Origin of the sequence: Bradyrhizobium iriomotense (assembly GCF_030160715.1) — a bacterium.
Lineage (GTDB): Bacteria > Pseudomonadota > Alphaproteobacteria > Rhizobiales > Xanthobacteraceae > Bradyrhizobium > Bradyrhizobium iriomotense.
Genome location: NZ_BSOW01000015.1, coordinates 25,042 through 48,208, shown reverse-complemented (window position 1 = coordinate 48,208; position 23,167 = coordinate 25,042). Strand labels below are relative to the sequence as shown.

Sequence of the window (23,167 nt, the reverse complement as noted above, 5' to 3'; positions counted from 1 at the left end):
GGGCACCTCTAGAAAGGGCAAGATAGCACTTGCGCGCCGTATCAAGGAAAAGCGGGAGGGCTTGCTAACTCCCCAACGTCAATAAGTGGCGAAGTTATGCGGGGGTCGGCTTGTCAGCTTTATGCACGCAGGACGGGTGACACCTGCAAGTTGAACCCCTTCCGCCATCGAGGATGAGCGCCGCCGCACGATCCGTGGTCACCAGCCTCGGCAATCCGTCGAAGCTTGTTTCCACTGAGCCGGCGCAGCACATCAGTGGCTGCTCCGTTATCTACGTCAACGTCGGACCAGGGCAGTCGCAGCGCTTTCGTCCGTAATAAGGACATTGCAAAGCCCCGCCTTGATCGCGGCGCGAACGATCGACACTTTCGAGGCTCCGCCCGCCGCCAGAACCCGGAGCGGAATGACCTGCAAAGATTTGATGGAAGGATTGATCACGCGCGCGGTAAGCGAATGTTCCACGAGATTTCCGTCCGCGTCGAGATAGTGACCACAAATATCGCCGACGGCCCCTGCGGCGCGCAGGGATCGCCAGTCGTTCCACGATATTACGCCATATTCCAATGCTTTTGACTGGTCAGTCAGATCGATGGCGCTCAACAGCGCTAGGTCAAGTTTAGGGACCATGGCAAGTACCGACCGCACCGGCTCGCTAACTAGCAACAAGTCGCGTAGTTCAGCAGAAGCGGCAAACATCGGTGCGGTAATGTAATAACATCGAGCGTCCAGCGCACGCGCCATCATCGACGCGTTGTCATAAGGGTTGATCGACGTACTTTCCGCCAGACCCCCGCAAAGCAGCACGACGCGATTGGCTTCCCCACTTCGGCGCCTCACGCTTTGCGCCGCTGCATTGATCGTGCCGCCCCATGTTATGCCGAGCGCTGCACCCGGCGTGAGGTGATCGGAAATGTAATCGCCCGCGGCGGAGCCTACCAAGACTCGCACGTCGGTATTGCCGATCGGCGAAGGTACGACAATGGCGTGTCGCAGCCCGAACATGTTGGTCAGTCGAGATTCCAGTTCGCTGCAAAGGCCGAGCGGACGCTGGATCGTGATCTGGACCAATCCGCGCTCGCGCGCTTCACCGAGCATCCTGTTCACCCTCTTCCGGGTGAGATTGAGTTGCTGGGCGATCAGCTCCTGAGTTTGCCCTTCCTTGAAATAGTGCCAGCAGATCCGGGCCGCCAGCGCGGCGTCGAAGCTGCCATCTGCGTCATTGTTGTCAGTTGTCATGCTGTCTCCGCGAATGGGGATAGCGCGAAAGGCGCCCCGCGCCCAGAGGGAGATTCGCATCGAACAAATGTACCAGAATCGTCACAAATGGGTCTCAGCTGGAGGATATGGTCCTTTCCATGAAGGGAAATCTCCTGATGCTTCGTAATTTGATTGTGTCGCTGCTGACGGGTCTGGTTTGGACTTCCTGCGCACATGCGCAGTTCACCGACGGCAAGGTTGTGATCGGCGTGATGGGCGATCAAAGCGGCGTGGTGGCCGATGTCGGCGGTTTAGGCTCGATCATTGCAGCGCGAATGGCGGTCGAGAATGCGGGGGGCACCGTAGGCGGGGTTCCAATCGAGCTCGTTACGGGGGATCACCAGAACAAGCCCGATATTGCCGTCAGTATTGCGCGGGAATGGTTCGATCGCCGTGGCGTCGATGTCATCGTTGATCTACCTCATACCGGCGCTGTGTTGGGGCTCATGACGCTCGCCTCTGAAAAGAAGCGTGCCTTGATGGTCTCAGGTGCGGCCAGTGCCGAGATCACTGGCGTGCGATGCTCACCTTACGTCACGCATTGGACCGACGATACTTATGCTCTGGCTCGTGGCACGGCCGCCGCGCTGACCGAGCAAGGATTGCGTTCATGGTTTTTCTTAACAGCGGACTACGCATTCGGTCACGACCTGGAGCGTGATGCGACACAGGTTGTTCAGGATCATGGTGGCAAGGTCGTCGGCAATGTTCGCCATCCGCTCAACACGGCGGATTTCGCCTCGCTCTTGTTGCGTGCCCAGAGCTCGCAGGCGCAGGTGATCGCTCTCGCCAGTGCCGGCGCGGACACCGTCAATGCGATCAAGCAGGCCGGTCAGTTTGGGATCGGACAGAAAAACCAGCAGTTGGCTGCGCTGCATGCTTTCATCACCGACGTCCACAGCCTCGGGCTCGAAACAGCGCAGGGCATGATTGTCACCAGCGGCTTCTATTGGAACGATAGCGACGGCACGCGGGCTTTCGCCACTCGCTTCGAGAAGCTCCACGGGCGGATGCCAACGCGGGAGCAGGCCGGAGTTTATGCCTCCGTCACGCATTATTTGAAGGCCGTCAAGACGAGCAATACCGACGATGCCGGCACGGTAAACGGCACGATGCGCACCACGCCGGTTGATCGCTTTGGCAGCGGGGCAAAAATTCTCGCGAATGGTCGCGTCATCTATGATCTCGGCGTCTATCGCGTAAAAATGCCAAGCCAGAGCCGCTTTCCCTGGGACTATTACGAGCGGATTGCCACCATTCCAGCGACGGAAGCGTTCCGCAGCACGGCAGCGTCCGGATGCAGCGCAGATCAAAACGAAGCGAAAGTGCGGTGAGGACTATGCATTAGCCGCGCATGTCGCGGCGGAAGCAACGAGAGCCGTCGGATAAAGCTCAATCTCGCATTGTGCAGCATCAATATCGACTGCGCGATCAGGCGGGTGCTCCGGATCTGCAGCGATAAACGGATCCGAGAGAGGTTGGAAGCATTCATGGATTGATGATCGCGGCCGTCCTTCTGGCCAGATCATGATCGCGACACCATACGAAACAACACCACAATGCAGCCAATTGCGTCCCCGCCATCCGCCGACCCAGCTCGCCTCTCTGCACGGGAGGCCGCTCTCGCCATTCGCGAGGGGCGTCTCACTGCTCTTTCGCTCGTGAAGGCCTGTCTCGACCGCGTCGCGGCCCGCGAACCGGAGATTAGAGCGTGGAGTAATCTCGATCGCGACGTGGCATGTGAACAGGCAAGGCGCGCAGATGCGCGACAAGCCGTTGGCGAGCCGCTCGGTCTCCTGCATGGGCTCCCGGTCGGAGTGAAGGACGTCTTCGATACTGCCGATATGCCATCGGAGTACGGTAGTGCGCTTTATCGCGCGAGGGTGCCGGAAGCGGACGCTGCTGCTGTAAGCAAGCTGCGCGAGGCTGGGGCAATCATCCTCGGAAAGACTGCGACCTCCGAATTTGGCATGTACCATCCACCGCCCACGCGAAATCCGCATGACCTCTTGCGCTCGCCAGGAGTTTCCTCCTCCGGCTCGGCTGCGGCCGTCGTGGACTATATGACGCCGCTTGCCCTCGGGACGCAGCATACTGCCTCGACCACGTTGCCCGCGTCCTTCTGCGGCGCCTTCGCTTTCAAGCCGTCTCTCGGCTTCACGGAAATGACGGGCTCGAACATTCTGGTGCCGCGGCTTGCGCACCTGGGCCTTTTGGCGCGCTCAGTCGACGATCTCGCGCTCTTCGCCGGCGCATTCAACCCGGCGCTTGCGGAACTCGATCCGGTCGGAAAATTTCCTGCCCCCCGCATCGCCTTTGTGCGCGGACCCGGTTGGACCAATGTGACCTTCGACGCGGCAACGGCACTTAAAACCTTGCTGTCGCGGATTCGTGTGTCGATCCCCGAACCGGTCCTGCCGCCCGAATTCGACCGGGCCGTAGAGGTGACGATGGGCCTGCTCGATGCCCATCTTGCCTTCCGATTTGGTGGACTGCCGGCGGAAGATTTCGCGCAGCTTTGCTCGCCCCTACAGGCCGGAGTGCAGAACGGCAAGAGCATGAGCGCGCCGCATTATCTCGAACTCGACGCTCTCGCCGACCGTCTGACGGCACTCGCAGATGGTCTCTTTGCCGAGCACGACCTGCTTATCACTCTCTCTACGCTCGGCGAAGCGACGCGGCTCGAAGAGGGGCCGGGTTCGGGCGTGATGTCGATGCCGTGGAGCCTCTGCGGCCTACCAACGCTTTCCCTGCCGCTGCTGCGAGGCAAGCAAGGTCTACCGATCGGGCTGCAGCTCATCGGCCCGAAGGGGCGCGACCGCTCTCTCTTGCAGGCCGCCGCCTGGGTTGTCGCCGAAACCAGCCCAGTCACTCACATAAAGCCTGAGAACGCCAATGTCGCCTGAATTGTCGTGGTTGCATTCTGATCCCGCCCGCCCGCCGATCGAAGTCAACGGCCGTCTCTATCGCTGGCCAAAGCGACCGACGGTGGTGGTTTGCTTTGACGGCTGCGATCCGTCCTATCTGCAGGCCGCGAGTGCGGCGGGGGTTATCCCGACTTTCGATCGCCTGCGGCGTACCGGCTATTGGGGGACGGCGCTTGCCGCAATGCCTACCTTCACGAATCCCAACAACGTATCCATCGTCTGTGGTGTGCCGCCAGCCGTGCATGGCGTCTCGGGCAATTTCTACATCGACCGCGAGACAGGCCGAGAGATCATGATGGTCGACGCCACGCCGATGCGCGCGCCGACCATTCTTGCTGCCTTCTCGCAAGCCGGCGCTTCCGTCGCAACCGTGACCGCGAAAGACAAATTGCGTAAGGCACTCGGGCGCGACCTCAAAGGTATCGCCTTCTCAGCCGAGAGGGCGGATTCTGCGACAGAGTCCGAGAACGGCATCGCCGACGTGCAGGCACTGGTCGGCCGCACCGAGCCGGATCAATATTCGGCTGATCTCTCGCTCTTCGTGCTCGACGCGGGCGTGAGACTGCTCCGGACCCGGCGGCCGGAGCTCATGTATCTTTCGCTATCCGACTATGTGCAGCACAAGCACGCACCGGAAGAGGCTGAGGCTCTCGATTTCATGGCCCAGGTCGACACTCGCATCGGCGAGTTCATTGAGCGCGGCGCGGTGGTCGGCATCGTCGCTGATCACGGCATGTCCGATATGGCGACAGCGGATGGTGCACCGAATGTACTCTATCTCGGCGATGCAATCGATGAAGCGTTCGGTCCCAATGCTGCCCGCGTCGTCTGCCCGATCGCCGATCCCTTCGTCCGACATCATGGCGCGCTTGGCGGCTTCGTCCGCGTCCACTTACTGCGCCGGGATGTGGAGATCGCCACGATCGCGGGCTTCATTCGGAATCTGCACGGAATTGCCCTCGCCCTGCCTCGCGACGAGGCTTGCGCCCGCTTTCTGTTGCCGGAGGACCGGGAAGGCGATCTCGCCGTCATCGCTGAGATGGGTGTGGCCCTTGGCGCGCACCGCGAGGAGCACGATCTCGCTCAGCTCGCCGGTCAGCGCCTGCGCTCGCATGGCGGCCTTTCCGAGCAGACCGTCCCATTCATCCTCTCGCATCCGCTGCGGACAGATGCGGCTGCATCCGAATCTGGTCCCCTGCGAAACTACGACGTCTTCTCACTGGCGCTGAATGCGATGGAGGTGTGAACTATGCGCAGCGTGGTCATCGTTACGCTCGACGGCCTGCGAGGGGATATGATCTCGGAGCAGACAACGCCGAACCTAGTCAGCTTTGCCCGTCAGGCCGAGCGTTTCGCCGATTACCGGACGGTCTTTCCGTCATGCACCCGGGTCGTCTCGGCGAGCCTCGCCACCGGCTGTTACCCCGCCCGCCATGGCCTCCAGGGCAACTCCGTCGCACTGTTGGAGGACGGCAAACTTGCGTTGCGCGATGCTGGCGATCCCGAATTCTTGCAGCACAAACGGCGCGTAACGGGCACCTCGCTCGCTATGCCGACACTGGCCCAGCGGGTGAAGGCGGCAGGCGGCGCCATCGTCTTCAGCAACGTCTCGCCCGGCGCTGCCTATGCTCACGATCCCGATGGGCATGGCCACGTCTACCATCGGGCCGGCTCCTTTGGGTTCGGCCGCGTGCCGGTCGCGGCCGAGGATCGTCTTAACGTGTCGCTCGACGTCGAGGGCGACAGGCGCATGACCGAGCGCTTCATCGACGAGGTACTACTGCTGCGCCGGCCACCTGTGGCCGTGCTCTGGCTCGGCGAGCCGGACCATATCCAGCACGAAGCACCGCTCGGCTCGCCCGAACACCTCGCGGTGCTCGCGGCGGCGGATGCTCATGCCGGCCTGGTCACGTCCGCGGTAGAGCAGTTGCGCGCTGCTGGCGACGACATCCTGCTTCTGATTGGCTCCGATCACGGCCATCAGACCGTGACCGGCGTCGTCGACATCGACGCCGAATTCGTGATGGCGGGTCTGAAGGAGAGCGAAAGCTCCAACGATGTCATGGCCGTCTCGAACGGAACTTCGGCATTGGTCTATGTGGATCCCGACCGCACCCACGCTCTGCCTGCACTACGCACCTTTCTCATGTCTCGCGACTGGGTCGGTGCGGTCTTCGGTCCCGACGAACTCGCGCAGATCGGCCAGAAACCGGAGGGCGGCCTCGCCTTCGCCGTCTCGATGGCGGCGAGCGAGGCGGCCAACGCTTTCGGCGTTCCGGGCGCGAGCCTCGTTGCCGAGCCCGCCATAGGCAAGCCGGACCGCCTTGGCTGCGGCCAGCATGGCGGGCTGGCGCGCTATGAGCAGACGCCGTTCTTGATGGTCTCTGGCCCCGGCTTCCGGGCAGGCGCCGTCCGGCAGGGAGTGGCCCGCATCGTTGATGTCGCGCCAACTGCGCTCGCTCATCTCGGCCTCGATGCGACCGGCATGGACGGCGCGCCTCTGCAACGCCCGGTGGCCAGCACGCAGGCGGAGACGACGTGATGGGGCCCTATCGTTGAGCAGCCTCGTCGAGACGCACGGGTCGACCACCGTGCTGCGCGGCGTGTCGCTCGACATCCGCGACAGCGAGTTCCTGACGCTGGTCGGCGCGTCCGGCTGCGGGAAACCGACCCCCTGGCGCAATTGCTCGCCGCCGGCGATGCCACGCGCGAGTTGGAAGCCCTGCAGCGCTCCTTCGGCGAGGACAGCAAATAGGCGCGCAGCCGCCGCCGAGCGAGCGTGTGTGACCCCGATCAATTTGTATTCTTACCGAACGGTCCGCGGCGGCGAGTCGAGTCCGGCCGGAACGAGGTGAAGCCGAGCGAAAAGCTCAGCGCAGGAACTGCTTCTCGACTATTTTCACCCGGTCCATTCCCTGCAGGCGAAAGATTTCTTCCACGGAAACGATATTTTCGTTCACCGTGTGAATGCCGCCATCGCGCCGAATGCGCGTAAATATATCCTTCATTGCCGTCACAGACGCACGGATTGCGTGGTTGCCGTAAATCACCATCCTTATTTTGCGCAAGGCGGATATCCGGCTCTCGTTCATCTCCGGATAGGCGGTGGGCACAATGACTATCGGAACATCGCCGCTCCAGGCGCGCACAAAGCTCTCCACCTCATCCGGCGTCTTCTGCTTGGAGTGGATGAGGATCATGTCGGCGCCAGCCGCTTCATAAGCTGCCGCGCGCCTGAGTGCCTCCGCCTCCCCTAGACCCGCAATCAACGCCTCTGTGCGAGCGATGACTACAAAGTTGGGGTCTCGCCGCGAGGCAAGAGCCGCAGCGATCTTGCCCTGGAATTCCTCGATCCGGACCAGCTCCTGCCGGCCCGTAGACGCAAGGCTGGAGACCTTGGGAAACGTCTTGTCCTCGATCACGACGGCCGCGGCGCCGGCACGCTCATATTCGGCGATCGCGTGCGTGACGTTGATCGCATTGCCATAGCCAGTATCAATGTCAGCAACGATGGGCAAATGCGCAGAGCCGGACATTGCACGCACCATGTCGAGGTGCTGTGTCATGCTGACAAAGGACAGATCGGGCATGCCGTAAAGAGCCGACAGCTCAAAGCCGGAAGCCCAGATTCCATCGAACCCCGCCTCCTCGGCGAGCTTTGCGGACAAGGGGCTGTGAGCCGCCATGACATGCAACAGCCGACGCTCGGCTAATTTTTCTCGCAACTTTGAGGTCATAGCGACTCCGTTTCACTAGCGTGTCTGCCAACAGTCGTATCGAGCACCGATCGCCGTTGAAAATTTACGTCGCCGGTTTGCTCTCGAGGAGAGCTGCTATTCGGCTGATACCGACCCCAGCAGCTCTCCGACTCGAGGGCGTTGAAAGCGACAATCGCACTGCATTCGACACGGGCTGATTATCAACGGCGAAGAGCCCGGCACTCCTAATCAATACCCCAGCAGCCAGCGCTGCTCCTGCGAAGCTGTCGGACGTCCATGGTGCCGGCAAGGGTAACCAGACATGCATTGATCCCGGTTTCGAGACAAGGCCGAAGCGGCCGAGGGCGCCACGTGCCATGGTCTCTCGCGCTGTGTTCTCCTCTCGGATCGCCGCGGAAATCAAGTCCGCCGCGCTTGAAAGCGTCCAATTTGCAACGATGGCGGCCAGTAATGGAGCCGCAGTCCAGAACGAAAGCCGCTCGACCGGCGCCAGCGCCGAATCGCAGTGCGCTCGCGAAGGCCCCACCACGTATGCCAAGCGCAATCCGTGCGCGAGTCCCTTGGTTGCGCTCATGACGTACCACACGACATCAGGCGCGATCTTGGCAATCGGTGGAGGGGCATCGGGATGCAAGCGCCCAAGGGCGTCATCCTCAATGATTGGCACGCCGTAACGGCGGGAGATATCTGCAAGAACGTGCCGACGGGACAGTGGCATTAATGCCGTTGTCGGATTCTGCACCGTGGGATTGCAATAAAGGGCGCGGACGCCGCCCTTCCGGCAAGCTCTTTCGAAGGCATCAGGCAGAATACCGTCCTTGTCGACATCAAGTCCCACCAACTCCACCCCGGCGATACCGGCAAGCTCACGCAAAGCCCCGTAAGACAAGCGTTCGGCCAACAATCGGCCGCCCTTGCCAACGAGGTGATGAAACAGGAGAAGGAGCGCGCTCTGCGTCCCGTTGGTCGTGAAGATGCAATCTATGTCGATTGCATCGCCAAGGCGCGGCGCCAGGTACCGCGCGCCGCCTAATCTTGCGCTGGACGAGCCGCGAGCCGCACCACCATGGATCAATCGGTCCAAACCATGTTCAGAACCAAGCCGCTCAATCGCGCGAGCCAGCTTGGCATCAAGCATAGGCACCGCAGGAGGTAATGAACGAGTGAAATCAACAAGCGAGACCTCGTCGACGGCTTGGACAATTTGCGGCGCTTGGATTTCCATGGGATCTGGTTGTATCCGAATCATTCGCAGTCTAACTTTGGCTGCCATTGGCGTTTTAGTCTATAACTATATAACGTTGCGAGTCAAAGGTTCTATACACTAATTCGAAAAAGAGTCTACATGTGCGTTGTGGACACAGCAGGGAAGCGTAGTGGTGAAGGAAAATTCAAATCGCATTGAGCGGGCGGGTATCAGCCTGTGGCGACAGGTCGGTGACGCGCTCGCCGAGGATATTGCAGATGGCACCTTTGCGGCGGGCGAGCGTCTGCCCTCGAGTGAATCGCTGGCGGCGCGCTTTAGCGTCAATCGACACACGGTACTGAAAGCGATCGCACACCTGGAATCGGAGGGCTATGTAAGGATCGAACGTGCACGGGGTGCCTTCGCCGTCGTCAACCCCATTGAATTGCGTCTCGGTGCCAGAAGTTGGTTCGAACAGAACCTGCGTGACGGCAATCGCACGCCTTCCCGTACAATCATCGCGAAAGAAAGAATTCGCGCCCCACTAGAGATCGCGACGCCGCTCCAAATTAAGCCCGGCAGTCCGGTGCTTTTCGTGACGCTGCTGGGCGAAGCGGATGGGTTTCCGATCAACTACAACTACAACTATTTTCCACTGCAGCGCATGCCGGGCGTCGAGGAAGCTTTCCAGGCCGTCGGTAAGGGGCCAACGGAGGACTTTTCTTTCGGCAAGATATTTAAGTCTATTGGCGTGAAGGATTTTCGGCGCAAAACGGTCCGAATTCGCGCGCGACCGCCAAGCCGCGAAGAGGCAACGAAACTGAAGATGCCGGCCAGCGCCTACGTTCTAGTAACGGAAGTCGTTCAGGTCGATAGCAAGGACTCTCCGGTCGTATATGCCGAAACTTGCTACAGCGCTGGCCGCGTGAGCCTCCTCGTGGACATCTGATGCCTAGCGATTGGAGTACCCGAATCCATAGCTGATTGGATACAGCTTCCTTTGAAGCACTGTTGACGGGACTTCTTTCTTGGTCCAGGACGAAGGGCCGCGGCTTTTTCATTCCAGGTGCTGATGAAGGCATTGCTGTGCGCCTGAAGCTCGTGCACGGCCAGTGAAGGAAGCGCGGCTGAGCGACGGACCCCGTCGGGTGGAGAACCAAGTTTCCACCTGACTGTGCCCGTGATGCCCGCGGTGAAATGCGATTTCACATTGGGATGTTTCCTAAGCCAGTGCTTGTTCTTGGGTGTATTGAGACTATCGAGAACGATGTGTATGGCGCGACGATCAGGATAAGAACGCCAAGCGTGCGCGCTCTCATCCCTATTTGTCGCGCCATAAGCGCAGCCAACCACATTGCATGACCCCGCGTAGACAAATTCGAGCGGTGATACCGTCACCCTCGGCCCAGATCACGTGTGAAGGAAGGCAAGACAGCCCGTCATAAAAGTGTAGCTATGCGCTTATAAGTCTATACCCAAAATATACCGCGGTGATCAAGTGAGGGGGGACGGGGATTCCACTTGAATGATACACAAGCAATCGCGTGGGGTAGCCGGGGTCGCATTCAAGCTTTGCGTCTGCGCCCTCTCTCGCCTGTATTCGCACCAAGATCGTACCTGCCGGGCGATAACTAGAACATTGAGATGCAGGTGATCCTTTCGAAGCGGCACGCACACCGCGTTCTCTGTTTGGCGGGCCGGGCTAGGGCTGGCGCGATCGCGCTTGCCGGCTTCAGCGCGCCCTGCCTCGCGGAAACGGCCGATCTCAAGGATCGAACAATTGGGATCACCGGCGGGCGCGCCAACGACGCGCCTTGTCAGGCACCGCTCACAGTTGTGCAACCGACCTCAGTAATCGACCGTACCTTCATCGAGAACGCGATCACCTCGACCTCGAACGTCGACAAAATCGCCAGGGTCTTACCGAGCGTCGCGACATCTCCAAGCGATAACGGCGGCAGCGATGCGCGCTTTCAATCTGACACTGCCGGCGGATCGAGGACGCAGCGTGTTCGGCTCGATCTCCTTTCCCTTCAGATAGGGGAACGCGGCCTGCCTGACCGCAGCCCGTCGAAGCCACTCGGTGCCCGTTGACCGGCTAGTGACGCCTTCATAACGAACGCTCCCAAGTTCCGGAGGAAATGATGATCAATAGGCGCAGCATGTTCAAGGCGGTGGGAGCGTTCGGTGTTACCACGGCGGCGGGTCCACTCGTTTCGATGCCGGCGGGGGCTAAATCTCCGAATCCCGGCTCGCCGGCAATCGAGTTAAGTCGAAGGCCATTACCGCCTTCGCCGGCCGTTCCCTTGGCTGAGCTCGAATCAAGGATCAGCCGCGTGCGAGCCGAGATGAGCAAAGCTGGATTTGATGTGATTGTTTTGACCGATCCGGTCAATATCCGATATCTGACCGACTACATAATCGATTTGAGAAGCAGGACTCGACCTTCCTTCGCGGTACTTACGAAGGATAGTTTAGCGATCATTGGAAGCTACGAACTCAAATGGGTGGAAGGAATTCCCCGAGCTTTTTCCAGCGTTACGTACTCGGGATATCTGCCCGAAGTCGTAGACGCAGTTGCAAGTAATATCGGGGCAACACCGGCATCGGCGCGCAGGCGCATAGGCTTGGATTATGGCCGAGATATGCTTGGCCACGGATCTCTTGAACTGGTAGATCGGCTAAAGGCGCTGTCGTCGGATAGTTCGGTGACAAGTGCCACGGACGTCCTATGGCGAGTGCGCGTGATCAAATCTGCTTTTGAAGTCGAAATGGTGAAAACCATTAATGATATCGTCAATAGGTCGTTCGATCAGGCAATTGTACATGCTCGCGTGGGCATCACGGAGTATGAGCTTTACCAGATCCTACAGGCACAAATATATCTTAACGGAGCCGAGACGTCTGGACGGCTCCGAGTGGTTTTCAGCGACAGCGATTTCGACTTTGCTCGTGGGCCCTCAGATCGGAAATTGAGGAGAGGTGACTACATTTGGGTCGATCACTATCTCGGCTACGGCGGCTATGTCTCGGACCGATGCCGCCTTGCACGCTGCGGAGAACCGGCCGACTGGGAGATCGACACCTACAAGAGGGTCCATTCGCTGACAATTGAACTCGCGAAGAGCATCAGGCCCGGCCAGAGCTGTCGCGACGTTTACAGCAAATTTCTGCGCATGTGGAAGGAGGCCGATTTGGGTGAACTGTTCGCACTCCCCGGACGCATAGGACATGGCGACGGTCTCGACCAGACAGAACCGCCATCGTTGTCCGCTACTGATGAGACAGTTTTTAAAGCCGGCATGATTTTCACGGTGGGACCGAAGCTCGAAAAAAATGGCGCCGTATTTCAATTCGAGGAGGTCTTCTTGGTTGGTCATCGAGAGAATGAATTTCTAAGCGATTTTGCCCCTGAGCAAATTCCCGTCATCAAGGCCTGATCGGATATATTCCCATTATAGCGTCAACGCGGTGGTGGGGCGGGAGAAAGGCCAGCCCACATTCGCAAACGTCCTTAACGGCGGTCCACCAAATGGCGTGATCGGAATGCTCGTCGCGCCAAGCTCTCTCAAGACCGTTCGTCAGCCTGTAAGCATCCGCCGAAGGCCGGGGCGTGATGTGGTTCATGTAGCGAGAGCGGTGTGGTCCGCGCAGCAATTCCGAGAGAGCATGCGTCCTTCGGCGGCCTAGCGCCGGCGAGTGCATTGTTCCGCTGCTCCACCGGCGCGACGGTGGCGATCTTCGTCATTAAAAGTTCATGGAACAATGGTTCTATAACGATAATCTTGGGCGCGGTCCAGACAATGAGGAAATCCTTTTGGCAGGCGTATCCATTCGTGGAGTTTCTAAATCATTCGGCTCCGCAAATATCCTCAACGGGATCTCGCTCGACATCTGCGACGGAGAGTTTTTGACCCTTCTTGGTCCGTCGGGGTGCGGTAAGTCCACTCTCCTAAGAATCATTGCCGGGCTTGAGCGGCAGGATTGCGGGACCATCGAGGTCGCCGGCAACAAGGTCGATCACCTTCGTCCCAAGCGCCGCGATGTCGCGATGGTTTTTCAGTCATACGCCCTCTACCCGCATTTGACAGTCTCGGAAAATATGGCGTTGCCTCTGAGAATGGGCCGGCTTTCGGCCTGGAGGCGGCTTCCTGTAATAGGCGCTCTGCTCCCAGGTGCTCGCTCGGTGAGCGCTGAGATCAAGACCGAAGTGGCCCGCACAGCGAAGGCGCTCGGGATCGATCATCTCCTCGCGCGGAAACCCGGCCAGCTTTCCGGCGGTCAGCGTCAACGCGTGGCTGTCGGCCGGGCCATGGTTCGTCATCCCGCAGTCTTTCTGATGGACGAGCCGCTCTCCAATCTGGACGCAAAGTTGCGCGTCCAGATGCGCGGCGAAATCAAGGAGCTGCATCGTCGTCTTGGCGTAACCTTCATCTATGTGACCCACGATCAAACGGAAGCCATGACCATGTCCGATCGCATCGCGGTCATGCTGGACGGTCAACTGGCGCAAGCGGCGTCGCCACAGCAGATCTACGCCTCTCCCGCCGATCGGCGAGTGGCCGAATTGATCGGCGCGCCCAAGATCAACCTGCTCGAGGCCGCACCGAGAGGTGAGGGGCTTTTGGCCGTTGCGGGGTCTACTCTTGCGCTCGACAGCAAGCTGGACGACGGAAACAGTGTCACGCTCGGTATTCGTCCGGAGTCGCTGCAGTTTGCCGAGCGGGCTGGCCTGAACACACTGACGGGAAGGCTGCGCTATGTTGAGCACCTTGGCACCGACCTGTTCGCTCACGTGGACGTCCCGGGCTCAAGCGAGCCTTTGGTTGCGCGCCTCCCAGTCGAATTCGCATCAAACCTTCAATCCGACCAAACCGTGCATCTCCGGGTTCGGCGCGAACAGGCGTTGCTGTTTTCCGCTGATGGGCGCCGGCTTTCTGAAAGCGATGGTCAGTTTACGCAGCTTCGGAGCTGCGCAGGGTGACGTCGGAACAACCAGCCATTGTCGACCGACAGTTACGGATCGAAACTGGGCATGCGGAGACGCTTGCCGGCTATGCCCTCATCGCGCCGGCCTTGGTCCTCATTGTTGTGCTGTTCATCTTGCCGGCGGGTGCCGTTCTCGCGATCGCCGCGACCGACTGGCATCTCGGGGCAAAGACGCTGTCGTTTATTGGCGCAGCGAATTTCGCCAGTCTGCTCGCCGATCCAGCGTTCCGTGCGGCACTCTTCAATACGGCCGCTTACGTCCTCATGGTTGTGCCAAGCACGCTGGTTCTCGGGCTGTTCCTGGCGCTCCTGATCGAGAGCGGTAAGACCCTGCGCGCCTTCTATCGCGCGATCCACTTCTTGCCATTTATGACCTCGCTTGCCGCCATGGCAATCGTATGGGAGGCGCTGCTGCATCCGACCATCGGTTTAGTCAACCAGCTATTTGCGGCTGTTGGTTTGCCGACTGCCAACTGGTTGCGAGGCGAGTCGACCGTTTTGCCCATCCTGGCCGTCATTGGCACTTGGCAAAGCCTTGGCTTGGCGCTGGTGCTTTTCCTCGCGGGCCTTAAAGCCATTCCGCAGGATCTCTATGATGCCGCCGACATCGATGGCGCCGATGGGGTGCTTGATCGCTTGCGGGTCGTGACACTTCCGTCGCTAGCTCCGGTCTCCCTCTTCGTGCTCATCGTTGTGACGCTACGCGCTTTCGCGACTTTCGACACTGTCCAGATTCTGACGCGGGGAGGGCCTGACAACGCATCCGTCATGCTGTTGTACGCGCTTTACCGAGAGAGTTTTGAGTACTTGAGGACTGGCTATGGAGCGGCCATCGCCGTCATCTTTCTAATCATTGTCATTACTCTTGCGGCGCTTCAGACGCGTGTCGTGAACAGCCGGCCGTCCCACCCATGAACCTGTCTATGAAAATTATGGCGGGCTCTGTCCGCCACGCCATCCTGCTCGCGACCGGCACGCTCGTTCTTTTGCCCTTTTTGTGGATGGTGAGTTTGTCGTTGAAGCCGCCGGCCGAACTTTTCTCGTCGAGCTTCAAATTGCTGCCAGAGCATTGGTTCGCCGTGGAGAATTACACCAAGGCACTCACCGCGGCGCCTTTGCCAAGATTCATGCTGAACGGAGTGATCGTATGCGCAGCGATCCTTCTGCTGCAAATCATCGTTTGCGCGCCAGCAGCCTATGCCCTTGCCAAAATTCGCTTCGCCGGTCGCGAGGTCATCTTCGGCATCGTGCTGATCGGCCTGCTGATCCCGCACCAGGTCTTGGCATTGCCGTTGTTCATTCTCTGCTACTGGCTTGGAATTCTGAACACTTATGCCGCGCTGATCGTCCCGTTTGTCGTCTCACCCTTCGGCATCTTCCTGCTGCGCCAATTCTTCATGTCGATCCCTGATGATATCATCCATGCCGCCCGCCTGGATGGCCTTTCGGAGCTGAGCATCGTGTGGCGGATCATGCTGCCCATGTCACTTCCTGCCGTCATCGCTTTTTCGATCGTTTCGGTCGTCGGCCATTGGAACGATCTCTTCTGGCCTCTCCTCGTAGTTCACTCTCAAGGGTTCATGCCACCGTCACTCGGCATCGTCACGTTCGCCAATGCAGAAGCCGGCAACGATTACGGACCTTTGATGGCAGGGGCCACCCTGGTAGTCGCGCCACTGGTCATTTGCTTTTTTGCTGCTCAGCGTTGGTTTATCGAAGGCCTTACAGCCGGAAGCGTCAAATGAGAGTTCTGAAGATCGTCGGGCTACGCTGCTCGCTTGCTGCGATAGTTCTCGGTGCCGCTTTGATGGCGGACATCGCACATGCCCATGTCGCCGTCTTGCACGTTTCCGCGGCACCTTCGATCTTCACCAAGACGTTTCGCGCCCTGGCATCCGCGTTCGAGCGAGAGAACCCCGACGTTCGTATCGATCTTGACGTCTCGCAATTCGATCAGCCTGCGATCATGCGGCAGACTCTCCGAATGGCAATCTTCGGCGACTTGCCGGATGTTTCTTTTCAGGGCTCCAACTATCTCCGCCTGCTGGCCGACCGCAACTTGCTGATACCGCTCGACAGGTTCATCAAAGCCGACCCGGCGTGGACTTCGGAACTCTATTCTTCTTCCGTGAGCTCCTCCGGCCGAATCGGCAAGATGACTTACGGTCTGGGCACAGGGATGTCCTTTCCTATCGTCTTTTACAACAAATCTCTCGTCTCGAAGATTCAGGAGGGGGCCGCTTCTCTCCCTGACAATTGGGATGGCGTCCTAGACGTCGCTGCACGTATCCAGTCAGAAAACAGTCAGGTCCTCGGGATCTTCTCCGTATACAACTCATTCATGTTCCAGGGGATGGTGGGCTGCTTCGGCGGATCCATGATGAATTCGGACGACTCTCGGATCGCCTTCACGGAGGATGCCGGCCAAAAGGCGATGGAATTGCTACGCCGCATCGGTCTCGCCGGACAAGCGAAGGTCGATATGACCAAATCGCAATCGCGGCAGGCGTTTACAGGAGCCCGCATCGCCATCCTGCTAGATTCGAGCAGCAGCCTCGCATCGTTTGAGAATGAAGTGGCCGGCCGCTTCGAAATCGGCACGGCTCCGCTGCCGATGACTGGAAGAGACGCGTCGGTTCCGACCGCAGGCATAACAGTCGTGATGCATACGACTGACCCCGCCCGACAGGCCCTTGCATGGCGTTTCATGAAATTCGTAGCCGGCGTAGAGGGGCAAACTGTGGTCGCAACGACGACTGGCTATGTTCCTGCCAACGAAGCCGCGATCGCGCAACCGGGGTCCCTCGCAGCCTACTATGCCGCGCATCCAAATATGCAGGCGGCGCTGCGTTCCATCGCGCGTAGTCGAGGCTGGTATGCCTTCCCCGGCGAGAACGCTGGCCAGATCGATATGATGATCGAGGATCGTGTGGGCGAGGTCATGAGACTTCGTCAACTTCCAGTTCCGGCGCTCGATCGCCTTGCTAAGGATATCACCGCTCTGCTCCCAAAATGATGCGAGCGCGCCTAGCGACGTGGTCCGGCGCTGGTCAAAACTCTAAAGACAGGCCTATTCGCAGTTTTCGCGCGCCCTGATTTGCTAGACCAAAGTCCATTGCTTTAGCACGCGCGGCTCGCTTTGCCGATTTTGCGCCAGGTCATCGATTCCGTCCGTCAGCGACACCCGTGCAGAACCAGCGAACACAAAGTGCGCAATCTTTCTGATTGTCACAAAACCGTCTAGACTCCTCTATAATTATAGAACTAATAGGGAAGCGTTAATCGCCGCTGACGATGAGCACACATGAGGGCTGCTCAAGGGGCAACAGGAGGGGTGTTATAGATGCGACGAGTTTCGAGTACTGCAGATCGGTGGGGGATCAGGCGCCACTACGCGGCGCTTTGGCTGGCTGCAAGCGTTCCGCCGGTGATTGGGGCGACCGGTGCTCACGCCCAACAGACGACAGACCTCGGGACCGTCGAAACCTCGGATACTGCGGGCGATGTGAATTCGGCGGTCTATCAGGCACCGACCACAACGCCCCTGAACGTGACGCAGCCGACGTCCGTCATCAATAGGCACTACATCGAAAACAATATTCCGGCGACCAGCAACTTCGACAAGGTCATCAGCGTCGCGCCGAGTGTAATGGTTTCGCCCAGCGGAAGCGGTGGAGATGACGCCCAAATCTCGATCCGTGGCTTTCAAAATGGCCAGTTCAACACCACCCTCGACGGAATCCCGCTTCGGCTCTTCAATGGAACGCAGCGCAGCGGAACCTTCATCATGACGAACGACCTGGGGCAGGTTACGATTGACCGCGGCCCAGGTACGGCGTCGACCGTGGGCGATGCGACGTTCGGCGGCACGGTCGGGCTCCAAACCAAGTCTCCAATGTCGACGATGGCTACAACGGCGACGACCGGCTACGGCAGCTTCAATACCCAGCTTTACGGCCTTCAATTTGATTCCGGTCAGATCAAGGGAACAAACGGCGCGTCGCTGTTCATCGACACGCAATTCACGAAGAGCGATGGCTATTACACGAACACTGCCAAAGAGCGAGAAAACGCGGCGCTGAAGATTCAGCAGCCGCTCAGCGACAATACGATGCTCACCTTTGTATCGATCTACAATGATGAGACACGAAATTATTTTCAGGGTGCCTCGCTCGCCCAGATCGCCAAATACGGCCCGAACTACGGACTGTCCTCCAATCCAAGCCAACAGAATTATGCGGGCTACAACCGCTGGAGGCTCCAGACCGACTTCGATTACCTCGGCCTGAAGTCGGACTATGCAGACGGCTGGCATCTCGAAAATAAGATCTACACCTACGGTTATAGTACCGCGGCGCTGATCCGGGGAAAAGATGTCAGTGACAATTCCAGCAACGGCACGATTTTTGGCGCCACTAACGTACCTGGGACGTCAAATCCTGTAAACTCCCGCTCCTATGGCGATGTGGTCGCGCTGACTAAGGACACGTTCTTTGGCGACGTGAAGGTCGGGACATGGGCAGAGCACCAGCCGAGCTATCGCGGCTTCTTTAACGTCGATATGACGTTGGCGCAGAAATACATCTCCACCAGCTACAACCAGCACCTTTCGCTGGATACTTTTCAACCCTATGTCGAGGCAGACTGGAAAGCGCTGCCCGACCTGACGATTACGACCGGCGCAAAGTATGCCTACTCCGCGCGCGGCCAATCATCGCTCGTCGATCCCAACACCCACGGGCCACTAGACTACGCTCAGAGTTGGGCGAAGGTTCTGCCCTCGCTTGCCGCGAACTACAAGGTATCGCCCAACTGGTCGGTTTATGCGCAGGCCGCGGAGGGCTTTTTGACCCCGCCGGTTGTCACCGCCACATCCAATGTTCAACCTCAAACGACCTGGAATTATCAGGTCGGCACCTCATACCAGAGCAAGACCTTCACGCTTGCCGGCGATGTCTACTACATCGACTTCGACAATATGATCGCATCGCAGACGATCGGCGGTATCACCAACTACTTCAACGCCGGCGGCGTGATTTACAAGGGCGTAGAAATCGAAGGAACGGTCCACGTCGGCAACGGCTTCAGCCTGTTCGCCAATGGCAGCCTCAACAGCGCGAAGAATAAGCAGACCGGGCAATGGATCGCCGAGGCGCCGAACGCGACGGCTGCAGCCGGCCTGATCTACGAAGAGGGCAATTGGCATGCCTCGCTGACAGACAAATGGGTCGGCCAGCGCTTCGGCGACATCGGAGAAAAGCAGCCGCTTTCACCATTCAATCAGCTCGACATGGCGATCACCTACAAGATCAAGAACCCGCTGCCCAATTTGACCGCAGTAACGGCAAAATTTGGGATCGACAACATTCTCGATCGTCGCACGATCATTGACTTTTTTGGCTATTCCGGCGGGTCAGTGACGCCGCTCTTCTACACGCAGATTGGCCGGAACATCTATACCAGCCTGACTGTGCAGTTCTGACAGCAGATCATCAGCGGAGGAATAAACATGACCCCGGATCGTCTCCCCGAGATCGCGGCGCAGTCCGACAGCGATCTCTATGTTATGGCCGTGCTGCAGTTTATTGGGTTGACCGCGATTATCGATCGCTTTTGGTTTCTTGGCCGGACCATCAGTCGCCGAAAACCCGTCACCAGTGCGGCTGCGCAATTCGCGCACCTAGACCGGAAGACGCTTCCAGACCTCGAGAAGTCGACGCGGCTGCCATACCGCGCCTTGCTGGAATTGCCGCTGTACCATTCCGAGCTGAAGGATGCGCATCGACCGACAAATGAGTTGGTCAGCGCTTTGGCGATGTCGGCGAAAAGCAGCCGCTATCACCACTCAATCAGTTCGATATGGCCATGGCCATCGCCTAGACGGTTAAGATCCCCCTGCCTGATTTGGCCGCAGTGACCGCAAAGTGTGGAGTCGACAACTCCTCGATCGTCATTCGATCGTAGACTTTGCTGGATATTCCGGCACGACGTCGACGCCCGTATTCCCCACACAAATCGACCGAAGCATCTATACCAGCCTGCCCGTCCAGTTCTGACAGCAGATCATCAACGAAGGAATAAACATGACCCTGGATCGTATCACCGAGCTCGCGGCGCAGTCCGACGGCATTCTCTACGTAATGGCCGTCCTGCTGTTAATTGGATTGACCGTGATTATCGATCGCTTCTGGTTCCTTGGCCGGACCATCCGTCGCGGAAAGCGCGTCACAGCTACTGTCGCGCAATTCGCGCACCTGGACCGAAAGACGCTTGCGGACCTTGTCGAGAAATCGCCGCGGCTACCGCACCGCACCTTGCTGGAAGTCCCGCTGCAGCATCCCGAGCTGAAGGATCCGCATCGATTGTCCGAGCTTTTGGAGGAGGCGATCCTATGGCAGGTCCCCAAGCTGGATAGCCGTTTGTGGCTGCTCGACACCATCGTGACGCTGGCGCCTTTGCTCGGCCTTCTCGGCACCATCGCCGGCATGGTCAAGGCGTTCGCAGTTCTCGGCGACGCCGGCAACGCGGCGACCCAGATCACCGGCGGCGTCGGCGAGGCTCTGATCGCGACCGCATGCGGCCTGCTCATCGCCATCGTCGGTCTCGTTTGTTTCAATAGCCTTAACAACTGGACGCGGCTCATCGTGCATCAACTTGAGACTTTGAAGATCTCCATGGTCAACCGTCTCGATGCGCCCCGCGCAGCTTCGGGAGAAGCTCGCGTGGCTGCAGGAGAAAAACGTCACTACGGTCCCGCAATCCACCCGCTCGCGAATACGGGGACCTGACCCATGCGTTACCTCGAGGTGCGGAAGGGCCGCATAGAAATCATCCCGATGATCGACATCATGCTATTCTTGCTGGTGTTCTTCATCATGATCACGCTACGGATGATCCCGGCGACGGGAATCGCGTCGCAACTTCCGCAAAGCAGCACCGCACAGGATCTGCCTCACCCAAAGATCGTCGTTACTCTGTTTGCCGACGGCGCTATCGAGACGGATGGTCAAAAACTAACTATTGACGATCTGACGGCCAAATTGGCAGCCGAGCCGGACCGCGAGCACGCTGCCGTTACCATTGCTGGAGCCGGCACCACCACGCTGCAAAATCTTCTCGCTGTAATGGATGCGTGTCGCAAGGCCGGCATCGTCCAAGTGGGCCTCGCCGCGAAGGACGCCAAGTAGGAGTGCAATCGTTGTGACCATCGCGACCGCCGATCATTTCAGCCTACCACAGGAGCGCTCTGCGCTGCCGGTTTCGTTTGCCGCAGCGCTATTGTTGGAGGGCCTCTGTTTTCTTGCTGTCGCGGGCTGGCTCACACAACGCCCGGCCAGGATCGAGTCATCAGCGCCAACTATGCAGATCTCGCTGGTGGCCGCTCCACCTGCGCCGGCCGAAGCTCCGGCGGACCCGCCTCCCATGGTCGCGGAAACTCCGCCGGTGCCCGAAGAAACGCCGCCGGTACCTGAAGAGCCTCAGGTTACTCCACCGCCCCCGGAGGTCCCGCCACCGCCGACAGAGGTTGCTCCACCGGAGCCTGCTCCGCCACCTCCGAAGGCAGAGGCGCCGGTCGTACGCCCGAAGCCGGCAAAACCGCAGCCGCAGGTCCACAGCAAGCCGGCCCCGCGCGCCGCGCAGCAACAAGCGGCAGCCAGCACAGCACCAAGCGCTAGCGCGATGTCGAGCTTTCAAGGCCAAATGCGGCGAGCTGTAGAAAGTGCGTTGGTCTATCCGGCATCGGCGCGTGCCTCAGGCCAGCATGGTCGTGCGCGCGTGACGTTCGACTTTCTCGATGGACGCGTGTCGGGAGTCAGCTTGGCGCAATCGAGCGGGTCTTCGCTTCTCGATCAGGCGGCACTCGCCACCGTCAGGAGCGCGCATTATCCGGCCCCGCCTCCCGAACTGAGCCATAAAACGCTTCATCTCAGTGTCTACGTCGAATTTAAAGCGGGCCAGTGATGACCGCCCGCGAAGTTCAAGCGAGAGCGCAATGAGATTGAACATCGACCTCGACGGGAAGGGCAGGCAAAGCGGAAGCATTAACCTTCCCTCGTCTACCAACGATTCCGCTTACCAGCAGATTCAAATACCCATCGTCGCGTTGAGCAATGGAGACGGGCCGCGAATCCTTCTCATGGCGGGAAACCATGGCGACGAATTCGAAGGCCAGATCATATTGACAAGGCTGGCGCGGCAACTCGAGCTGCATCACATACGCGGACGTCTGCTGCTTCTTCCCGCCATCAATCTGCCGGCCGCATTGGCGGGCACGAGAACGTCACCGCTTGACAACGGCAATTTGAATCGCAGTTTCCCCGGCAATCCCCGGGGCACGCCGACCGAGCGTATCGCAAGCTTTATCGAGAAAACCCTTATTCCAAATTCGGATTTCCTCATCGACCTGCATTCTGGCGGCAATTCCCTCAACTACTTGCCCGCCCCCAGCGTCACCGACACTGAGGACGAACCTGTCCGGACGAGACTGCTCGGTATACTCCGCGCCTTTGGGTCGCCTCTCGGCTACGTATTCTCTGAGCCACCAACTACCGACGTGGGGACGATCGGATCGTGCCGCCGCGCTGGAATCGAGCGTCTCGGCTCGGAGCTTGGAGGTGGTGGCGGGGTATCGCCGGAAGCGGTGGCGCTCGGAGAAGCCGGTGTCCTTCGCGTGCTCACTCATCTCGGAGCGCTCGATCCCGCTGCCATTGCAAATTTGCCTCCACCAAGTCCGATGAAGATCCTCAGGCGGCCTGCATCTCACAGCGGTTACTACATCTACGCTGAGAGCACAGGCGTGTTCGAGCCGTTCATCGAACTTGGCGCGCGAGTTTCGCCAGGCCAACCGGTGGGACAAATCCTTACGCCGGAAGTACCTTGGCACGAACCGCTCACCGTACACTCAAGCGTCACGGGCACGCTCATCTGTCGGCGTGCGCAGGGTCTTGCGCGCAGAGGAGACGGGCTGATGGTCTTTGCCGAAGATCTTCAGTGTTGATTCGAAAGATAGGCTCTGACGCGCCCACCGCACTCGGTACACGGTATCGGTACAATGAACATAAGTCCAACGCAGCACGACCTGGACGGAC

Annotated in this window: 20 protein-coding genes; 17 read left to right on the top strand and 3 right to left on the bottom strand. The window is 59.2% G+C overall.

Annotated elements, in window-relative coordinates; genetic code table 11:
• Positions 1–276 precede the first annotated feature (276 nt).
• The gene (locus tag QQL28_RS21740) at positions 277–1,236 is read right to left on the bottom strand and encodes a sugar-binding transcriptional regulator (RefSeq protein ID WP_284268539.1); all 960 of its coding nucleotides are present in this window, start codon (positions 1,234–1,236) and stop codon (positions 277–279) included.
• Between the two features lie 137 nt (positions 1,237–1,373).
• On the opposite strand from QQL28_RS21740, the gene QQL28_RS21735 reads away from it, so the two are divergent.
• From QQL28_RS21735 to QQL28_RS21720, 4 genes are all read left to right on the top strand, one after another.
• The gene (locus tag QQL28_RS21735; protein ID WP_284268797.1) at positions 1,374–2,591 is read left to right on the top strand and encodes an ABC transporter substrate-binding protein; all 1,218 of its coding nucleotides are present in this window, start codon (positions 1,374–1,376) and stop codon (positions 2,589–2,591) included.
• A 225-nt stretch (positions 2,592–2,816) separates the two neighbouring features.
• Positions 2,817–4,163, top strand: coding sequence for an amidase (locus QQL28_RS21730; RefSeq protein WP_284268538.1), 1,347 nt, complete (start codon positions 2,817–2,819; stop codon positions 4,161–4,163).
• Positions 4,153–5,430 carry a phosphonoacetate hydrolase gene (gene phnA / locus QQL28_RS21725; RefSeq protein ID WP_284268536.1) on the top strand — a complete coding sequence of 426 codons (1,278 nt, stop codon included), beginning with the start codon at positions 4,153–4,155 and terminating at the stop codon, positions 5,428–5,430. Before QQL28_RS21730 ends, phnA begins: the two co-directional genes overlap by 11 nt.
• A gap of 3 nt (positions 5,431–5,433) precedes the next feature.
• Positions 5,434–6,726, top strand: a complete 1,293-nt coding sequence (locus QQL28_RS21720) for an alkaline phosphatase family protein (protein WP_284268535.1) — start codon at positions 5,434–5,436, stop codon at positions 6,724–6,726.
• Positions 6,727–7,054: 328 nt separating this feature from the next.
• Here QQL28_RS21720 and QQL28_RS21715 read toward each other — a convergent pair whose 3' ends face one another.
• Both QQL28_RS21715 and QQL28_RS21710 read right to left on the bottom strand, forming a co-directional pair.
• Positions 7,055–7,921 (bottom strand): phosphonopyruvate hydrolase, encoded by an 867-nt coding sequence (locus QQL28_RS21715; protein WP_284268533.1) that lies wholly within the window; start codon positions 7,919–7,921, stop codon positions 7,055–7,057.
• 64 nt (positions 7,922–7,985) lie between these two features.
• Positions 7,986–9,128 carry an aminotransferase-like domain-containing protein gene (locus QQL28_RS21710; RefSeq protein WP_284268531.1) on the bottom strand — a complete coding sequence of 381 codons (1,143 nt, stop codon included), beginning with the start codon at positions 9,126–9,128 and terminating at the stop codon, positions 7,986–7,988.
• Positions 9,129–9,282: 154 nt separating this feature from the next.
• On the opposite strand from QQL28_RS21710, the gene phnF reads away from it, so the two are divergent.
• The 13 genes from phnF to QQL28_RS21645 all read left to right on the top strand — a co-directional run bounded on the left by phnF (position 9,283) and on the right by QQL28_RS21645 (position 23,076).
• Positions 9,283–10,038 carry a phosphonate metabolism transcriptional regulator PhnF gene (gene phnF / locus QQL28_RS21705; protein WP_284268529.1) on the top strand — a complete coding sequence of 252 codons (756 nt, stop codon included), beginning with the start codon at positions 9,283–9,285 and terminating at the stop codon, positions 10,036–10,038.
• 695 nt (positions 10,039–10,733) lie between these two features.
• Positions 10,734–11,183: a hypothetical protein gene (locus QQL28_RS21700; RefSeq protein ID WP_284268526.1), complete on the top strand. Its 450-nt coding sequence runs from the start codon at positions 10,734–10,736 to the stop codon at positions 11,181–11,183.
• Between the two features lie 50 nt (positions 11,184–11,233).
• The gene (locus QQL28_RS21695; RefSeq protein WP_284268524.1) at positions 11,234–12,529 is read left to right on the top strand and encodes a M24 family metallopeptidase; all 1,296 of its coding nucleotides are present in this window, start codon (positions 11,234–11,236) and stop codon (positions 12,527–12,529) included.
• Positions 12,530–12,906: 377 nt separating this feature from the next.
• Positions 12,907–14,073: an ABC transporter ATP-binding protein gene (locus QQL28_RS21690; RefSeq protein ID WP_284268795.1), complete on the top strand. Its 1,167-nt coding sequence runs from the start codon at positions 12,907–12,909 to the stop codon at positions 14,071–14,073.
• The gene (locus QQL28_RS21685) at positions 14,070–14,993 is read left to right on the top strand and encodes a carbohydrate ABC transporter permease (protein WP_284268522.1); all 924 of its coding nucleotides are present in this window, start codon (positions 14,070–14,072) and stop codon (positions 14,991–14,993) included. The genes QQL28_RS21690 and QQL28_RS21685 overlap by 4 nt, the downstream gene beginning before the upstream one ends.
• The gene (locus QQL28_RS21680) at positions 14,990–15,823 is read left to right on the top strand and encodes a carbohydrate ABC transporter permease (RefSeq protein ID WP_284268520.1); all 834 of its coding nucleotides are present in this window, start codon (positions 14,990–14,992) and stop codon (positions 15,821–15,823) included. The genes QQL28_RS21685 and QQL28_RS21680 overlap by 4 nt, the downstream gene beginning before the upstream one ends.
• The gene (locus tag QQL28_RS21675; RefSeq protein ID WP_284268519.1) at positions 15,820–17,094 is read left to right on the top strand and encodes an extracellular solute-binding protein; all 1,275 of its coding nucleotides are present in this window, start codon (positions 15,820–15,822) and stop codon (positions 17,092–17,094) included. Before QQL28_RS21680 ends, QQL28_RS21675 begins: the two co-directional genes overlap by 4 nt.
• Positions 17,095–17,421: 327 nt before the next feature.
• Complete coding sequence (locus tag QQL28_RS21670; protein ID WP_284268517.1) at positions 17,422–19,560, top strand: TonB-dependent receptor; 2,139 nt, start codon at positions 17,422–17,424, stop codon at positions 19,558–19,560.
• Positions 19,561–19,587: 27 nt separating this feature from the next.
• On the top strand, positions 19,588–19,995 hold the full coding sequence (locus tag QQL28_RS21665; RefSeq protein WP_284268515.1) for a hypothetical protein: 408 nt from the start codon (positions 19,588–19,590) through the stop codon (positions 19,993–19,995).
• A 223-nt stretch (positions 19,996–20,218) separates the two neighbouring features.
• On the top strand, positions 20,219–20,866 hold the full coding sequence (locus QQL28_RS21660; RefSeq protein ID WP_284268513.1) for a MotA/TolQ/ExbB proton channel family protein: 648 nt from the start codon (positions 20,219–20,221) through the stop codon (positions 20,864–20,866).
• A gap of 3 nt (positions 20,867–20,869) precedes the next feature.
• On the top strand, positions 20,870–21,265 hold the full coding sequence (locus tag QQL28_RS21655) for an ExbD/TolR family protein (RefSeq protein WP_284268511.1): 396 nt from the start codon (positions 20,870–20,872) through the stop codon (positions 21,263–21,265).
• A gap of 538 nt (positions 21,266–21,803) precedes the next feature.
• Complete coding sequence (locus QQL28_RS21650; RefSeq protein ID WP_348522505.1) at positions 21,804–22,040, top strand: energy transducer TonB; 237 nt, start codon at positions 21,804–21,806, stop codon at positions 22,038–22,040.
• A gap of 31 nt (positions 22,041–22,071) precedes the next feature.
• On the top strand, positions 22,072–23,076 hold the full coding sequence (locus QQL28_RS21645; protein ID WP_284268507.1) for a succinylglutamate desuccinylase/aspartoacylase family protein: 1,005 nt from the start codon (positions 22,072–22,074) through the stop codon (positions 23,074–23,076).
• Positions 23,077–23,167 lie beyond the last annotated feature (91 nt).

Excerpts from the sequence above, each read along its gene's own strand:
- QQL28_RS21740 (WP_284268539.1), bottom strand. The coding sequence starts at position 1,236 with ATGACAACTGACAACAATGACGCAGATGGCAGCTTCGACGCCGCGCTG.
- QQL28_RS21735 (WP_284268797.1), top strand. The coding sequence starts at position 1,374 with ATGCTTCGTAATTTGATTGTGTCGCTGCTGACGGGTCTGGTTTGGACT.
- QQL28_RS21730 (WP_284268538.1), top strand. The coding sequence starts at position 2,817 with ATGCAGCCAATTGCGTCCCCGCCATCCGCCGACCCAGCTCGCCTCTCT.
- phnA (WP_284268536.1), top strand. The coding sequence starts at position 4,153 with ATGTCGCCTGAATTGTCGTGGTTGCATTCTGATCCCGCCCGCCCGCCG.
- QQL28_RS21720 (WP_284268535.1), top strand. The coding sequence starts at position 5,434 with ATGCGCAGCGTGGTCATCGTTACGCTCGACGGCCTGCGAGGGGATATG.
- QQL28_RS21715 (WP_284268533.1), bottom strand. The coding sequence starts at position 7,921 with ATGACCTCAAAGTTGCGAGAAAAATTAGCCGAGCGTCGGCTGTTGCAT.
- QQL28_RS21710 (WP_284268531.1), bottom strand. The coding sequence starts at position 9,128 with ATGGAAATCCAAGCGCCGCAAATTGTCCAAGCCGTCGACGAGGTCTCG.
- QQL28_RS21700 (WP_284268526.1), top strand. The coding sequence starts at position 10,734 with ATGCAGGTGATCCTTTCGAAGCGGCACGCACACCGCGTTCTCTGTTTG.
- QQL28_RS21695 (WP_284268524.1), top strand. The coding sequence starts at position 11,234 with ATGATCAATAGGCGCAGCATGTTCAAGGCGGTGGGAGCGTTCGGTGTT.
- QQL28_RS21680 (WP_284268520.1), top strand. The coding sequence starts at position 14,990 with ATGAACCTGTCTATGAAAATTATGGCGGGCTCTGTCCGCCACGCCATC.
- QQL28_RS21675 (WP_284268519.1), top strand. The coding sequence starts at position 15,820 with ATGAGAGTTCTGAAGATCGTCGGGCTACGCTGCTCGCTTGCTGCGATA.
- QQL28_RS21670 (WP_284268517.1), top strand. The coding sequence starts at position 17,422 with ATGCGACGAGTTTCGAGTACTGCAGATCGGTGGGGGATCAGGCGCCAC.
- QQL28_RS21665 (WP_284268515.1), top strand. The coding sequence starts at position 19,588 with ATGACCCCGGATCGTCTCCCCGAGATCGCGGCGCAGTCCGACAGCGAT.
- QQL28_RS21660 (WP_284268513.1), top strand. The coding sequence starts at position 20,219 with ATGGCCGTCCTGCTGTTAATTGGATTGACCGTGATTATCGATCGCTTC.
- QQL28_RS21655 (WP_284268511.1), top strand. The coding sequence starts at position 20,870 with ATGCGTTACCTCGAGGTGCGGAAGGGCCGCATAGAAATCATCCCGATG.
- QQL28_RS21645 (WP_284268507.1), top strand. The coding sequence starts at position 22,072 with ATGAGATTGAACATCGACCTCGACGGGAAGGGCAGGCAAAGCGGAAGC.